Genomic DNA, 15,148 nt, shown 5'->3' on the forward strand with positions numbered 1-15,148 from the left:
TAAATAAAAAAGAAGCAAAAAAGTTCTTTTGATTTTTTATATCTGAACAATTGTGTATTCTCCGGTTCCGTGAAAATTGATATTAAACTCAACTTTAAAGTTTTTAAGACCTGAAGTGATATTGGAAATCACTTAAAAAACTGATGGCCAGATTACAGTATTTTTATTTTCACTTTAAGATTAATTTAACCTTATATTTCACATAGAAATTTTCTTTTTGATTAAATTTGAAAAACTAAAAAAATAAATATTATGTCAACGACAATCACTTTGAAAGGAAACGAAGTACACACAATAGGAACATTACCAGCTGTAGGAACTACTGTTAAAGATTTTGCATTGGTAGATTCAGGATTAGCAGTAAAGACTCTTGAAACTTTTGAAGGAAAGAAAAAAGTATTCAATATCTTCCCAAGTATTGATACGCCAACTTGTGCTGCTTCCAGCAGAAAATTTAATGAAGAAGCTTCAAAACTTGAAAATACAGTGGTAATCAACGTTTCTAAAGATCTTCCGTTTGCATTAGGAAGATTCTGTGCAGCAGAAGGATTGAACAATGTTGAGACCCTTTCAGACTTCAGAAGCAGCTTTGGTGATGATTATGAAGTAACGATTACAGATTCTCCATTAAAAGGCCTTCTAAGCCGTGCGGTAATTGTTACAGACGAAAACAATAAAGTGGTTTACACTGAGCAGGTTTCAGAAATTGCTGACGAACCTAACTATGATGCAGCGCTTGCAGCATTAAACAATTAGTAGAAATAATCTTTATAGAAAGCCTTGTGAAATTGATTTTGCAAGGCTTTTTTTGAATCTAAAATACACAATAATATGATGTCAGATCATTATGAAAAATATGGAGAACTTTTTCAGGTAGATCAGGAGCATTTTGATGAGTTTTATGCCCTCCTTAAAGATACCCAGCTTTTAAAATCAGATTTCTTTCTGAAGCAGGGTGACAAATGCAAATACCTGGGATTTATCAAGAAAGGAACAATAAGATGCTTTTATATCAATGATCAGGGTAGAGAGATTAACTTTGGATTCTATTTTGAAAATGAGTTCTTTACCGATTACGAAAGCATACTTTGTGATACTGTATCCAATATGAACATTCAGGCATTGGAAAATTGTGAGATCTTATTGTTGAGTAAGGAGCATTTGCAGGCATTATATCAGAAAGAAGCCTATTGGCAGAAATTTGGGCGGGTGATGAGTGAGAAAATTTACTTGGATGCCAAAAAAAGGATTGATGATTTGATATGCCTATCTCCGGAAAACAGGTATCTGAACCTTTTAAAAAAACAACCTCTTCTTTTCCAGAAAATAGCACAGAAACATATTGCGAGTTATCTGGGCGTTACAGAACAATCATTAAGCAGAATCCGGAGTAGGATCGTAAATTAACTTAAGTTAACGTCCTGTGATATTTTAGGGTGTAGCTTTACATTATTAAAATTTAATACTTATCATTATGGAACAGAAAGATTTAACCATTATTTTGGTACACGGAGCTTGGGGAGATGGATCTCACTGGCAGTACATTATTCCTTCCCTGGTAAAAGCAGGGTATAAAGTAAGAAGCGTTCAGAATCCTCTTACTTCTTTGCAGGACGATATTGATAAAACAAAAGATCTTATTGATGCCCAGGAAGGGAAAGTTCTGTTAGTAGGGCATTCTTATGGTGGAGCGGTTATTTCAGGAGCCGGAAACCATGATAAAGTAGCTGGATTGGTTTATATTGCTGCCTTTGCACCAGATGCAGGTGATAGTTTGGGCTCTCTTTTAGGAAGAAGAGAATCTCCGGGTGGAGCAAGCATTTATCCAGATAATAAAGGGTTTTTATGGATCAAATATGATGAATTTAAATCCGCATTCAGTCAGGATCTGGATGATGAAAAAGCGTTGGTAATGGCATTGTCTCAAAAACCTATTCATGGGCAGTGTTTCGGAGATGTTGCAGGAGAACCGGCATGGAAAACAAAACCAAGCTGGTACCAGATTTCATCCGATGACCGTATGATTCCGGCGGAAACAGAAAAAGAAATGGCGGAACGTATGCAGCCTAAAAAAATAATCACATTGGATGCCGGGCATGCTTCATTGGCTTCACATCCAAAAGAAGTTACACAACTGATTTTGGAAGCCGCATCTTCTCTTTAAAATATAAATTAACAATAAAAACTGAAAAGGCTCTGGGGAATTTTAAGTATTTTCACAGAGCTTTTTTATGAATAAAGATCAAACATGGTAAAAAGAATTGTAGCTAATATAAAAACAGAGGATCTTGCAAAAGGAAACCTCTTTTATCAGGATATTTTAGAACTTGATATTTTGATGGATCATGGCTGGATTAAAACACTCGGTACTGATGAGAAAGCGACTGTTCAGATCAGCTTTGCCCAACAGGGAGGGAATGAAACAGAAGTTCCTGATTTGTCAATAGAAGTTGATAACATTGAGGAAATTTATGATAAAATGAAAAAAGCAGGTTTTAAAATTGTTTATGATATTACAAATGAAGATTGGGGAGTGCGCCGCTTTTTTGTAAAAGATCCATTCGGAAAAGTAATTAATATCTTATCCCATCAATAAAAATGCTGTGTAATTCAATAGGAGCGGACTTCAGTCCGCTTGCGTAAAAATAGAAATTATCATCTGGTTTTAGCTAAAACCTAAAAATTAACCGTTCCAATTTCAGAAATCTATATATCCCTGATTTATTATGAAAGCAGACCAAATTATCCCAGTACTCAGAATCTTTGATTACCAGAAAGCTCTTGAATTTTATGTTGATTGGCTAGGCTTTGAAATTGCCTGGGAACACCGTTTTGAAGAAAATATGCCTGCTTATATAGAGGTGAAAAAAGAAAATATTATTATTCATCTGACGGAGCATCATGGAGATGCAAGCCCTGGAAGCAGTATTTTTATTTGGGGAGAAGGCGTTGCAGAATATCATAAGGAACTTATTGATAAAAACTATAAATACAACCGCCCTGGACTCGAAAAAACTTTCTATGATGCTGTTTCTTTTACTGTAAATGATCCTTTTGGAAATAAAATTATTTTCAATGAAAAATACGATGAGAAAAAGCATGGAGATTTAAAATTTCACTCAATAGAATAAGAAATAATCTCTACTCAATCTTTTTAATTCTGTCCTGGTATTTACCTTTTAAAAACCCAATAAGTTTTTTAATGGTCTGAAATATAAGTAATCCTAATATCCATTCGGAAAATAAGGTTGATTGTGATCATCATCCATTTCGAATATTAAAACTAACTTTGTTCTACAAAATAAAAAATGAAACGTTCAGGAACAGCAGATTTACCCCTTCACTATGGCAAAGTACCGCCATGGCTGTATGAACGTATGTCTATTCTGGGCCTATCTATTGTTGAAGCGATCCTGACGGATTATGGTAAAGATGAAGTACTTCGCAGATTAGCAGACCCGTTTTGGTTCCAAAGTTTTGGAGCCGTGATGGGGATGGATTGGCATTCTTCAGGAATAACCACTTCAGTAATGGGCGCTTTGAAGCGTTCTATTAATCCTAATTCCCAATCATTGGGGCTTTATATTTGTGGTGGAAAAGGAAAGTTTTCCAGAGAGACTCCGTCAGAACTCATTCAGATTGCTGAAAAAACAGGTCTAAACGGACACGAGCTGGTAAGAGCCAGTAAACTTTCAGCAAAGGTTGATAATACGGCTATTCAGGATGGGTATCAGTTGTATCTGCATAACTTTATCCTATCAGATAACGGAAATTGGAGCGTCATTCAACAGGGAATGCATGAGTCTGACGGTACTGCAAGACGTTATCATTGGCATTCTGAAAATATAACTTCATTTGTAGAAGAACCTCATACGGGAATCAATGGGATTTCAAGAGGACGTATTTTAAACCTTACAGATTCCGAAGCCGCTGAAAACAGAAAGGGAATTCTGGATATTTCCCATACGGATTCTATAGACGTCATGAAAGATTTTTCAAGGCTCATTCTCCCGGCTCATCATGATGTACAGGCTTCTGATGTAGATCTTAAGCGTCTGGGAGCACTTTTGTATATCACCCGTGAACAACAGCCGCAGAATTTTGAAGATTTACTGATGCTGGAAGGAGTGGGACCAAGGACTATGCAATCGTTGGCGCTGGTAAGCGAGGTCATTCATGGAGCTCCTTCAAGATTTAGTGACCCTGCAAGGTTTTCCTTTGCGCATGGAGGAAAAGACGGACATCCATTCCCGGTTCCAATCAATGTATATGATGAAAGTATCACTATCCTCAGAAAAGGAATAGAAAAATCCAAACTTGGAAATTCAGATAAACTGAATACCTTAAATAAGCTTCATCAGATTGTAACCAAAGCTGAAAAAGATTTCACTCCGGATTTTGATATCCAGGAAGTCATTGAAGAAGAACGTCAGAACTCATGGCGTTTTGGTGGGAAAACGGTGATGGGTGATGCCCAGAAACCTAGTCCTCCTAAAGCCATTCAGCTTTCTTTATTTTAAAAAAAAGAGCAAGTCCAATTACTGAGAAATTCTATTTCAAATCTTAACTTTCCCTATAAAAACGATAATATGGGTATAACCATTCCACTCCAGTGGAGGGATGTCAGATCGAAGATTTGACGGGGTGGTTTTCTCCAGTATTTAAACTTCTGTTTAATAATAAAATACTGCTGATTTATCTTAAATTCAATAAAATATGTGATATTAAATCACAATTAGAACATTTTGTTTAACAATAATTACCTTTAATTCAATTAAAAATTTTATTTTTAAAGTCTTAAAAAAAATTGACCAAATGACTCACAAATCCCTCGAAATATGCTATGATTTTCCGTTTTTTTTTCGGGAAGAACTTGATGAAATATTTCAGGCTCATGAAAAAACATCCTTCCAGAAAGGAGATTTTATTCTTGAGGAAGGAAAAATGGCCAATGAGTATTATATTCTGGATAGCGGACTAGCCCGTTCATTTGTCAATGATTTTAACGGAAATGAAGTAACCACCCATTTTTTTGTAGAGAATGAGGTTATTATTGAGGTTTTATCCATGTTTCAAAGAATTCCAACGCAGGAAAATATTATTTGTATCACAGACTGTGAATGCTGGAAGCTGGATTATGATACCTTTCAGGAGTTATTCCACAAAATTCCAAACCTCAGAGAATGGGGAAGAGCCTGGATGTCTAAAGAGCTTTTCGATTATAAACAGCGTTCTGTAGAAATGTTTACCCTTTCAGCAACAAGAAGATATCTGAATTTGCTGGAACAGAAGCCTAAGGTCGTACAGTTTGCTCCATTGAAGCAGATTGCATCTTATCTGGGTGTAACAGATACTTCACTGAGCAGAATTCGTAAAGAATTGGTCTCGCATCCCAAGAAGATTTAAATCTTGCCTTATGACAAGTAGATTTTCATTACACCTTGGTAATTTTGGTTTAAAGTTTAACACCAAATTTATACAAAATGAAAATCAATCAGATCTATGTCAATTTACCCGTAAAAGACGTACAAAAAACCAGAGCATTCTGGACAACACTCGGTTTTTCCATTAACGAACAGTTTTCGGATGATAAAGCAGTGTGTGTAGTGATGAAAGAAGATCATATTTACACGATGTTTCTGAAAGAAGAATTTTTCCAAACCTTTACCAACAGACCTACTTCCAAAGGAGATACTACTCAGGTACTTCTTGCCATTGGGGTAGAAAGTAGAGAAGAAGTAGATCAGATGGTAAAAACAGCCATTGAAAACGGAGGTTCAAAATACAGCGAGTCTATGGACCACGGTTGGATGTATCAAAGTGCTTTTGCGGATTTAAACGGCCATCAGTGGGAAGTGATGTATGCGGATGCCTCTCAAATCCCTTCCGAATAGTTTATTAATCAAATTATCACATGAGAGATGGAAACAAAATCAAATGAGATAGAATTGGTAAAGCACCAGGTAGGAGTGACCTATAAAGTAATTCTTATTAATATTGAGGGAATTACCCATGAGGAATCAATGATTTTTCCTGACGAAGAAGCAAATTGTATGAATTGGATATTAGGGCACCTGATTGATGTAAGAAATGCATTATTAAATATTCTGGGAGAAGAATCTGTATGGAATGGAGATCCGTTTTCAGCGTACAAAAGAGGAGTGGCGGCTTTAGAAAAGAAAGATGAATTTATAGATTTTGAAGAATTAAAATCCTATCTGCAAAAATCTCAGGAAAAACTGGAGGCGAAATTAAATACCCTAGAGAAATTCAATCCTGAAAATATTAATGATATTGGAACACTCTGTTTTCATGAGAACTATCACTCGGGGCAGCTGGGTTATATTCGTAGACTCTTAGGAAAATCCGGAGGAATAAAATAAGAAATCAATAGTACAAAGATCCGGATTAACCTTAAAAATCTGCGTAATCCGTAAGATCTGCGAGATAAAAAACAAGAGTATTAAATATCAAGATAATCATCAGAAATTTTATCGAAGATAAAATCTTAGCGCCTTAAAGCACAACGTTTATCAATTAATTTTGCGCCCTTTGCGCTTGCCAACCGTTTAATATCAAAAAAATAAAATAATGAACACACCAAAATCAAAAAAAATGGAGCTCATTATTCCGGCTTATAGAATGCACACCCAAAGCTTTGTGAATGTTTTGGATGGCATTTCGGAAGAAGATGCACTCAAAAGAATTGAAAACAAAACCAATCATATTGTTTGGATGGCAGGAAACTTCGTGAATATGCGATATGGGTTGGGAATGGTATTAGGTCTTCAGGATCAGGACCCTAATAATGACCTGTTTTTTCAGGGAAAAACATTGGATGAAAGTTATACCTATCCAACATTAGCCAATTTGAAGAAAAGCTTCCATGATATTTCTCCAAAGGTATATCAGAAATTGTTTGAAGTAACAGACGAAGAATTGGATGAAATCTTCGAAATAGGGATGAATATTCCTTTCATTAAAGAAACTAAACTCAATTTTGCAGGAATGTGCATTGGCCGTGAAGACTATCTCAGTGGGCAAATTGGTTTGATGCGAAGAATTTTAGACTATCCGGGAATGAAGTATGATGTAGATGAAAATCTTACCTATTAATGATGAGTCCGGTAGAAAAAGGATATAAACGAGTTAACGGAATTCAGTTGTATTATGAAATCTACGGTTCCGGAAAACCTCTGGTTTTGATTCATGGAGGCGGGTCTTCTATTTTATATGACTTCAAAGAGGTCATTGCAAGGCTGGAAAACAAGTTTCAACTTATTGGAATAGATCTCCAGAATCATGGGAGAAGTGAGCATCGTGATATTCCTGAAACATTTGAGCAGGATGCTGATGATGTAGCTGCACTTTTAGCAGAACTGAACATTCATAAAGCTTCATTTTTTGGCTTCAGCAATGGAGGGAATACCGTAATGCAGATTGGATATCGTCATCCCAAAATTGTAGAAAAACTGGTCGTTGCTTCAGCGTTTTATAAAAGAAACGGAATGATGGATGGTTTTTTTGAAATGATGGAAGAGGCTACCTTTGACTCAATGCCTGAGCCTTTCAAAATCAATTTTTTGGATCTCAATCCGGATTTTTCCAAGCTGGAAAACCTATTTGAAAAAGATAGTAAAAGAATGCAGACTTTTATTGACTGGGATGATGAGGTGTTGAGGTCTATCGAATCACCTACTTTGTTTATTAGTGGAGACCAAGATGTGATGAAGCCTGAGCATACCGTAGCTATGTGGCGGCTGGTAGAACATTCACAGCTGATGATCCTTCCTGTAGGACATGGAACTTATATGATGGCTGACTTTGATGGCAGTTTCAATGAAAATCTAGTCAACTTTACAACTAAAGAAGTAGAAAATTTTTTAAACAAATAAAGTCACAGATTGCATTCAAATTTTTTCACATCAGGATATGATGTCATTTGTTAAAACATGAGTGTCATTTGTGATTAAATAAAATAATACATAACATTTTAAACTTAAAAATCATGGCAAAATTAAATCCGTACTTAAATTTCGATGGAAAAGCTGAAGAAGCATTCAATTTTTACAAATCAGTTTTTGGAGGAGAATTCGTAGGTGAGATTCATAAAATGGGAAATGCTCCCGGTACCGAAAATCTTTCTGAAGAAGAAAAAAACAGAGTGATGCATATTGCATTGCCAATCGGAGGTGATCTTTTAATGGCATCTGATATTGTTCCAAGCTTTGGACAGAAATTAAATGTAGGGAATAATAATTACGTTTCTATTTTTCCGGAATCAAGAGAAGAAGCAGACAGACTTTTCAAAGGTCTTTCTGAAGACGGGAATGTAGAAATGCCCATTGAAGATCAGTTTTGGGGCGACTATTTTGGAAGTTTTCAGGATAAATATGGTGTTCACTGGATGGTAAATTATAATGAAGAATACGGGAAATAATCTTATATTTAACTAATTATAAAAAGAGATGCCCGTCTTCGGGCAGCTCTTTTGTGTAAACATCAAAAAAAATAGAACTATGGATCCAATTAAAATAGACATTACCATTTTAGCCCCAGTAGAAAAAGTTTGGAATTACTTCAACGAACCCAAACACATTACCAAATGGAATTTTGCCCATGAAAGCTGGCATTGTCCAAGTTCTGAAAATGACCTGAAAGTAGGAGGCAGATTTAAAAACAAAATGGAAGCAAAAGATAAAAGCTTTGCATTCGATTTTGAAGGGGTATATGATGAAGTTACTCCCCACGCACTTATAAAATATCACATGGAAGATGGGCGTAAGGTAGAGGTTATTTTTGATAAGATCGATGAGAATACCACAAAGGTTATTGAGATTTTTGATCCTGAGAAACAAAATTCTGTGGAAATGCAGCGAGATGGCTGGTACGCTATTCTCAATAATTTCCATAAGTATGTTGAGAATCATTAAAAATATTTTTTGTAGCCATGATCAATTTAGTTATCATGTCAAAGAGTTTGAATTCCATTTATGCGATGAGCTATGATCCGGAAGATGATTTTCTTCTGGGAGTTATTGCTGTACCCGCAAGAAGAGCCTTGAAAAAGGAGAAGATAGATTCTTTGGAAAAGCTGTCAGATTATTCTGAAAAAGAAATTCTACAGCTGCATGGTTTCGGAAAAAATACAATGATGAAGCTGAAAGATCATATGAAGGAGCATCAAATGTGTTTTAAAGAAACATAAATGTAAAAGACTTGATTTTTATCGTGTCGTTGCAATTAGATGAAAATAATTTTCTTTGAATGCAGGGACATTATATTTCTTTTGCTTTATGTTTGTCTTTAGCACATTTTAATTTGTTAATATAAAAACAATTATAATAATACTTTGTCATTCTGAATGAAGCAGGGCATAATGAAGAATCTCTGCATAATAAATGATGCAGAACTTTCAAACTTGTCAGACAAATAAACAGCATAGAACTCAACTTTAAAATATAAACTTATGAATAACGATATTTTCCCATGTCTGTGGTATGACGGAGAGGCTAAACAATCTGCCGAATTTTACTGTAAAGTTTTTGGAGGAGAGATAACTGCAGACACTCCGGTTGTCATGAACATTGATCTGTTTGGTCAACGACTAATGTTGCTTAACGGCGGGCCACAATTTAAAAAGAATCCTTCCATTTCTTTTACAGTACTTTGTGAAACAGAAGATGAAGTTCAGAAATACTGGGACCAATTGATAGAGGGCGGGATAGCTTTAATGGAACTTGATTCCTATTCTTGGAGTACAAAATACGGATGGGTACAAGATAAATATGGAGTAACCTGGCAGTTGTTTTTTGGAGAAAAAGCAGGTGGGCAAAAGATCGTTCCTACTTTGATGTTTATTCATGAAAATAATGGTAAAGCTAAAGAGGCTATGGAACTGTACACCCAGACCTTCCCTGATTCAAAGATAGAGGGGATTCTAACTTACGGACAAGGAGGAGAAGGGCATAGTATACAGGAGCCGGCTGAAAATGTGCAGCATGCTCAAATGACCATTGGAAATTATACTTTATACTGTATGGATAATTCGTATGATCATCAGTTTGATTTCAATGAAGGAATTTCTATTGTAATAATGACGGATGACCAACAGCAAACCGACACATACTGGAACGCACTTACAGCAAACGGCGGAAGAGAAAGTATGTGTGGCTGGCTAAAAGATAAATATGGTTTGAGCTGGCAAATTGTTCCTAAAAAATTGATTCAGCTGATGAATGATCCTAATCAGGAAAAAGCTTATAAAGTGGTACAGGCGATGATGAAAATGCAGAAAATTATTATACAGGATTTGGAAGACGCTTATAATTCATAAATATATTTCGGCTTGCTGTTTGATGTTATCTAGATAAAAGGTTTGCTTATGAAAACACAGAACAAATCACAATCTAAATCAAAAGTCCCTAAAGAAGGACTGTTTCCGGAAATTATCCGGAATGATTATCAGGGAAGCAAGAAGTTATGGAACAAGAAAGCTGTTATTTCCGGAGGAGACAGTGGAATAGGGCAGGCAGTAGCCGTTCATTTTGCCAGGGAAGGTGCAGATGTTGCTATTATTTATAAGGAAAGTGACAATGATGCTAAAGAAACCAAACGATTGGTAGTAAAAGAAGGTCGGAAATGCCTTTTGATTAAAGGTGATCTTACCCGGAAAACATTTAGAGATAAATGTACAGATAAGATTAGAGAAGCTTGGAAGAGTATTGATATTCTGGTTAATAATGCAGGAATTCATACTTCTAAAAATAGTCTGGAAAAAATTTCAGATGAGCAGATTAAAGAAACCTTTGATACCAATATCATTTCTATGATTTCTTTTACCCGAAATTTTCTTCCGCTGATGAAAAAAGGAGGCCGTATTATTTGTACAACTTCGGTTACGGCGTATCGGGGAAGCGATCATTTAATTGATTATGTAGCTACTAAAGGAGCCATCTTATCCTTTATCCGTTCATTGGCAGATAATCTTGCTAAAAAAGAAATTCTGGTCAATGGAGTAGCGCCCGGACCTATATGGACGCCACTTGTAAAAGAAGCATTTGATGATCTTTCAACCTTTGGAAAGGATACTCCGTTAAAACGTGCAGGGCAGCCATCAGAAGTAGCTCCCGCTTATGTTTTTCTCGCCTCTAAAGATGCCAGTTATATCACAGGGGAAGTAATTCATATCAATGGTGGAGATTTTGTCGGAGGCTAAAAATGATCACATAGCCTCTCCTTTTATATTCTTAAGTTCTCTGAAAAACTCAAACATACCACTTAATAAATAAAAAAATATGGAACAATTATCATATGAAATAGAAATCAATGCAGAACCTGAAAAAGTATGGAGCGTCCTTTGGAGTGAAATTACTTACAGACAATGGACTACTGCTTTTACAGAAGGCTCTTTTTATGAAGGCGTGTTAGAAGAAAATAGTATTGTTAAATTCCTGGACCCCAAAAACAATGGGATGTACAGCAGGGTTATAAAAGTGATTCCCAATCAGGAAATAAAATTTCTGCATTTAGGGGAGATTTATGAAGGGATTGAAGTAGCCCAGGAATGGGGCGATGCAACAGAGGCTTACTTCCTTGAAGAAAATGATGAAGGAACTTTATTGAGAACAGTAATTAATACTCCAGCTGAATTTAAATCTTTTTTTGAAGAAAAATTTCCAAAAGCAATGAATATTGTTAAACACCTTTCGGAAAATCAGCTGTAAAGAAATACCCATTTAGAGAGATAACCAATCACAAAAATCTAAAATATGGAAACCTTATCTTACGAAACAATAATAGAGGCTCCCTTACAAAAAGTATGGGATATTCTCTGGGGACCTGAAACCTACGGTCAATGGACACAATACTTTGGGGCCGGATCTTCTGTCATGAAATCCGATTGGCAGGTTGGCGGGAAAACCTATTTTCTTAATGAAAAAGGAGATGGAATGGTTTCTACCATAGACAGCCTGGATGAGCCTCATCAAATCGTTTTTAAACACTTGGGGATGACTGAAAATGGAGTAGAAGATACACAAAGCAAAGAAGTCATGGAATGGAGTGGCTGTTTTGAAAAATACTTCCTGACTGATTTTGATGGAAGAACCAAGCTTCATACTGAAGTCCAGGTAGACAGTGAATGGCGGGATCATATGGATACCGGATTTACGAAAGGTCTGATGGTTGTAAAAAGTCTGGCCGAAGGAGTTAACCGGAGTGAAGTGTAGAAGGAAAGAATGATTTGGATTCGGGTTCAAATAAAATCTTATAAAGTCTTTAACATCCCATTGTGTATTTCTTCTTATTATTTATTGTCTAACTATTCAACAAAACTATGAAGCTATTAGTTATTCTCTTCGGTACATTTATATTGGCTCTGCTGGGAACTATGCTATTTCAGGGAAAGCCGGATCTTTTATTTTCTGGAAATCTTGGAATGGCGGTCTTTATCATATTTACAGGTTTCTCCCATTTTAAATTTCAAAAAGGAATGGCCATGATGATCTCCTGATTTTATCCCTGCTAAAATGTTTTGGGTATATGGTACAGGCTTTCTGGAAATTGCTGCCGGAATAGGGCTGATGATTCCTGCTATCCGTGAAATGACTGCCATTTTACTGATTGTTTTTTATGTATTGGTTTTTGTAGCCAATGTTCATTCATCTCAAAAGAAGATTAATATTTTTAAAGCAGATTATACCGGCCCGGGAATGCAATACCTTTATACCCAAAGAATTCCCATGCAGATTATTTTAATTGCATGGACCTGGTATTTCGGAATATATTTACATTAATACATATAAGCAGCCTTTCGGGGCTGTTTTTTTATTTAAAACGATCAAAATAAATGTTAAATATTGTAACGTTTTGAGTTTTGAGTTGTCTTATTAATAAAGAATCTGATTTTTTATTGATTAAAATATTGGGGACTCTGTTTTTAATTTTAAAACGTAAGTTATGAATCTAAATTCCAAAATTTTCGGTACAGCTTATATCGTACTTTCTGCTATTATGATCAATGCTCAAAATACAGCAAATAAACTTCCGGGAGATCCCACCCTTCCATCTACTAAAGCCAATCTTGAAAAACTGGTTTCCTACGACAAAGGAAACTTTACATACAAAGTGGAAGATTATTTTGCAAGGCCAAAAGCTTCTGTATTTAAAATTTCTCCTGACGGGAAATATCTTTCTTATAAGGAAAAAGATAAGGACCGTAAAAATCATGTCTATGTTAAAGAACTGAATACAGGGAAAATTACCAAAGCCATTGTTGAAAAGGATGATCTGATAAAAGCGTATGGCTGGCTAAATAAGAGCCGTTTATTCTATACTCAGGATAAGGGAGGAAATGAGAATATCCACTTGTATGCCGCGAATGTGGATGGAACTAATCTTAAAGATTTAACTCCATTTGACGGAATTACCCTAGGTGAGATTATTCCCATAAAAGATACTGATTTTGTTGTAGTGACAATGAATAAAAACAATAAGCAGATCTTTGAACCTTATAAAATCAATTTTGTAACAGGAGAAATGACACAACTTTATGAAAATAAAGATGTCAATAGTCCTATCGACGGTTATCTTTTTGATAAAGAAGGTAATTTAAGAGGCTATAATGTTCTTGAAAACGGATTGACCACTAAAACTTATTACAAAGATTTGCAGACAGGAAAATTCAACCTTTTGAAATCTGCGGACTGGTCAGATACTTTCAGTATTATTGAGTTTAACGATAATTCTAAGAATAAAGATGAGGCTTATGTAGTGACCAATCTGGATAGCGATAAGACAAGAATTGTTTTATATGATCTGAAAAAAAATGCAGTCATTAAAGAAGTATATGCTAATCCCGTATTTGATGTAAGTTCGATAAGCCTGGCTGGCAAGAACAGAAACTACGAACTGGATTACATCAGCTATGAAGGTTTGAAAGGAGAAACAGTCCCAGTAAGTAAATTTTATAAAGAAGTTGATGAGAAATTAAAAGCACAGTTTGGAGATAAAGAATTTAGTGTTGTTTCTTCTGATGATAATGATGATAAGCTCTTGGTCGTAGTAGGAAGTGACAAATTATACGGAACTTATTACGAGTATGATACCAAAACCAAACAGACAAAACTTCTTTATAATCTTATGCCACAGCTGAAAGAGGAAGATATGGCTGAAATGAGACCTATAGAATTCAAAAGCAGGGATGGATTAACCATTCGTGGATATATTACATTACCTAAAGCAGCTTTGGAAGGTAAAAAGGTCCCTTTGATTGTAAATCCTCATGGTGGTCCTCAGGGAGTGAGAGATCATTGGGGATTCAATCCTGAAGCTCAATTGTTTGCAAGCAGAGGGTATGCAACTCTTCAAGTGAATTTCAGAATTTCAGGAGGATATGGAAAAGAGTTCCAGAAAGCAGGATATAAGCAGATCGGAAGGAAGGCCATGGATGATGTGGAAGATGGAGTGAAATATGCGATCAGTCAAGGTTGGATAGACAAAGATAAAATTGCAATTTATGGGGGAAGCCATGGAGGATATGCTACTTTAATGGGATTAATCAAAACACCAGATCTATATGCGTGTGGGGTAGATTACGTAGGAGTCTCTAACATTTTCACCTTCTTTGCTTCTTTCCCGGAATACTGGAAGCCTTATAAAGAAATGGTAAAACAGATCTGGTATGACCTGGATAATCCGGAAGAAGCTAAAATTGCCAAAGAAGTATCACCCGTATTTCAGATTGATAAAATCAAGAAACCCTTATTTGTAGTACAGGGAGCGAATGATCCAAGAGTAAATATCAATGAGTCTGATCAGATTGTAAAAGCAATGCGTGCCAAAGGTTTCGAAGTTCCTTACATGGTAAAATATGATGAAGGACATGGGTTTGGAAAAGAGCCTAATAGAATTGAACTGTATAAAGCAATGCTGGGATTCTTTGCTGAGAATTTCAATAAAAAATAAACCGGCAATTTTTATAATTTTGGAAACGGAGGATGTGATGTCTTCCGTTTCTTTTTTTCATTGCGAGCGAATTTATTCTCTATGAAATTTAAATGTAGAGGTTGGAAATCGCAAAGACGCAAGATTATTGATAGACTTTGTGTTTTATAGCGCAAGATTCTGTGTTAATCTGCAAATAATA

At 35.6% G+C, this 15,148-nt stretch carries 21 protein-coding genes; all 21 read left to right on the forward strand.

Going from position 1 to position 15,148, the window contains the following annotated elements:
• Positions 1–252: 252 nt before the first annotated feature.
• Entirely contained in the window at positions 253–756 is a 504-nt protein-coding gene (tpx, locus tag H5J24_RS07305; RefSeq protein WP_068943743.1) for a thiol peroxidase, read from the forward strand.
• A gap of 75 nt (positions 757–831) precedes the next feature.
• Positions 832–1,407, forward strand: a complete 576-nt coding sequence (locus tag H5J24_RS07310) for a Crp/Fnr family transcriptional regulator (RefSeq protein ID WP_068943742.1) — start codon at positions 832–834, stop codon at positions 1,405–1,407.
• 67 nt (positions 1,408–1,474) lie between these two features.
• The gene (locus tag H5J24_RS07315; protein WP_068943741.1) at positions 1,475–2,164 is read left to right on the forward strand and encodes an alpha/beta hydrolase; all 690 of its coding nucleotides are present in this window, start codon (positions 1,475–1,477) and stop codon (positions 2,162–2,164) included.
• 84 nt (positions 2,165–2,248) lie between these two features.
• On the forward strand, positions 2,249–2,596 hold the full coding sequence (locus tag H5J24_RS07320; RefSeq protein ID WP_068943740.1) for a VOC family protein: 348 nt from the start codon (positions 2,249–2,251) through the stop codon (positions 2,594–2,596).
• Between the two features lie 130 nt (positions 2,597–2,726).
• Positions 2,727–3,131, forward strand: coding sequence for a glyoxalase superfamily protein (locus H5J24_RS07325; protein ID WP_068943739.1), 405 nt, complete (start codon positions 2,727–2,729; stop codon positions 3,129–3,131).
• A 177-nt stretch (positions 3,132–3,308) separates the two neighbouring features.
• Positions 3,309–4,520, forward strand: a complete 1,212-nt coding sequence (locus H5J24_RS07330; RefSeq protein ID WP_068943738.1) for a DUF763 domain-containing protein — start codon at positions 3,309–3,311, stop codon at positions 4,518–4,520.
• A gap of 295 nt (positions 4,521–4,815) precedes the next feature.
• Positions 4,816–5,406, forward strand: coding sequence for a Crp/Fnr family transcriptional regulator (locus H5J24_RS07335; RefSeq protein WP_068943737.1), 591 nt, complete (start codon positions 4,816–4,818; stop codon positions 5,404–5,406).
• 77 nt (positions 5,407–5,483) lie between these two features.
• Entirely contained in the window at positions 5,484–5,894 is a 411-nt protein-coding gene (locus H5J24_RS07340; protein ID WP_068943736.1) for a VOC family protein, read from the forward strand.
• Positions 5,895–5,921: 27 nt separating this feature from the next.
• Complete coding sequence (locus H5J24_RS07345) at positions 5,922–6,383, forward strand: hypothetical protein (RefSeq protein WP_068943735.1); 462 nt, start codon at positions 5,922–5,924, stop codon at positions 6,381–6,383.
• Positions 6,384–6,591: 208 nt separating this feature from the next.
• The gene (locus tag H5J24_RS07350) at positions 6,592–7,116 is read left to right on the forward strand and encodes a hypothetical protein (protein WP_068943734.1); all 525 of its coding nucleotides are present in this window, start codon (positions 6,592–6,594) and stop codon (positions 7,114–7,116) included.
• Positions 7,116–7,895 carry an alpha/beta fold hydrolase gene (locus tag H5J24_RS07355; RefSeq protein ID WP_228407646.1) on the forward strand — a complete coding sequence of 260 codons (780 nt, stop codon included), beginning with the start codon at positions 7,116–7,118 and terminating at the stop codon, positions 7,893–7,895. Before H5J24_RS07350 ends, H5J24_RS07355 begins: the two co-directional genes overlap by 1 nt.
• Positions 7,896–8,008: 113 nt before the next feature.
• Positions 8,009–8,440 (forward strand): VOC family protein, encoded by a 432-nt coding sequence (locus H5J24_RS07360; RefSeq protein ID WP_068943732.1) that lies wholly within the window; start codon positions 8,009–8,011, stop codon positions 8,438–8,440.
• A gap of 79 nt (positions 8,441–8,519) precedes the next feature.
• Positions 8,520–8,933, forward strand: coding sequence for an SRPBCC family protein (locus H5J24_RS07365; RefSeq protein WP_068943731.1), 414 nt, complete (start codon positions 8,520–8,522; stop codon positions 8,931–8,933).
• A 17-nt stretch (positions 8,934–8,950) separates the two neighbouring features.
• Positions 8,951–9,208: a helix-hairpin-helix domain-containing protein gene (locus H5J24_RS07370; RefSeq protein WP_068943730.1), complete on the forward strand. Its 258-nt coding sequence runs from the start codon at positions 8,951–8,953 to the stop codon at positions 9,206–9,208.
• A 261-nt stretch (positions 9,209–9,469) separates the two neighbouring features.
• Positions 9,470–10,336, forward strand: coding sequence for a VOC family protein (locus tag H5J24_RS07375; protein ID WP_068943729.1), 867 nt, complete (start codon positions 9,470–9,472; stop codon positions 10,334–10,336).
• Positions 10,337–10,384: 48 nt separating this feature from the next.
• A complete protein-coding gene (locus H5J24_RS07380; protein ID WP_068943728.1) occupies positions 10,385–11,218 on the forward strand; it encodes an SDR family oxidoreductase in 834 nt (277 codons plus the stop codon).
• 79 nt (positions 11,219–11,297) lie between these two features.
• Complete coding sequence (locus H5J24_RS07385; RefSeq protein WP_068943727.1) at positions 11,298–11,726, forward strand: SRPBCC family protein; 429 nt, start codon at positions 11,298–11,300, stop codon at positions 11,724–11,726.
• Positions 11,727–11,771: 45 nt separating this feature from the next.
• Positions 11,772–12,230, forward strand: coding sequence for an SRPBCC family protein (locus tag H5J24_RS07390; RefSeq protein ID WP_068943726.1), 459 nt, complete (start codon positions 11,772–11,774; stop codon positions 12,228–12,230).
• 107 nt (positions 12,231–12,337) lie between these two features.
• Positions 12,338–12,514, forward strand: a complete 177-nt coding sequence (locus H5J24_RS07395; RefSeq protein ID WP_232816174.1) for a hypothetical protein — start codon at positions 12,338–12,340, stop codon at positions 12,512–12,514.
• Between the two features lie 16 nt (positions 12,515–12,530).
• Positions 12,531–12,797: a DoxX family protein gene (locus H5J24_RS07400; RefSeq protein WP_232816175.1), complete on the forward strand. Its 267-nt coding sequence runs from the start codon at positions 12,531–12,533 to the stop codon at positions 12,795–12,797.
• 163 nt (positions 12,798–12,960) lie between these two features.
• Positions 12,961–14,967 carry a S9 family peptidase gene (locus tag H5J24_RS07405; RefSeq protein WP_068943724.1) on the forward strand — a complete coding sequence of 669 codons (2,007 nt, stop codon included), beginning with the start codon at positions 12,961–12,963 and terminating at the stop codon, positions 14,965–14,967.
• Positions 14,968–15,148 lie beyond the last annotated feature (181 nt).

The organism is Chryseobacterium capnotolerans, assembly GCF_021278965.1.
In the GTDB taxonomy this organism is placed as follows: domain Bacteria; phylum Bacteroidota; class Bacteroidia; order Flavobacteriales; family Weeksellaceae; genus Chryseobacterium; species Chryseobacterium capnotolerans.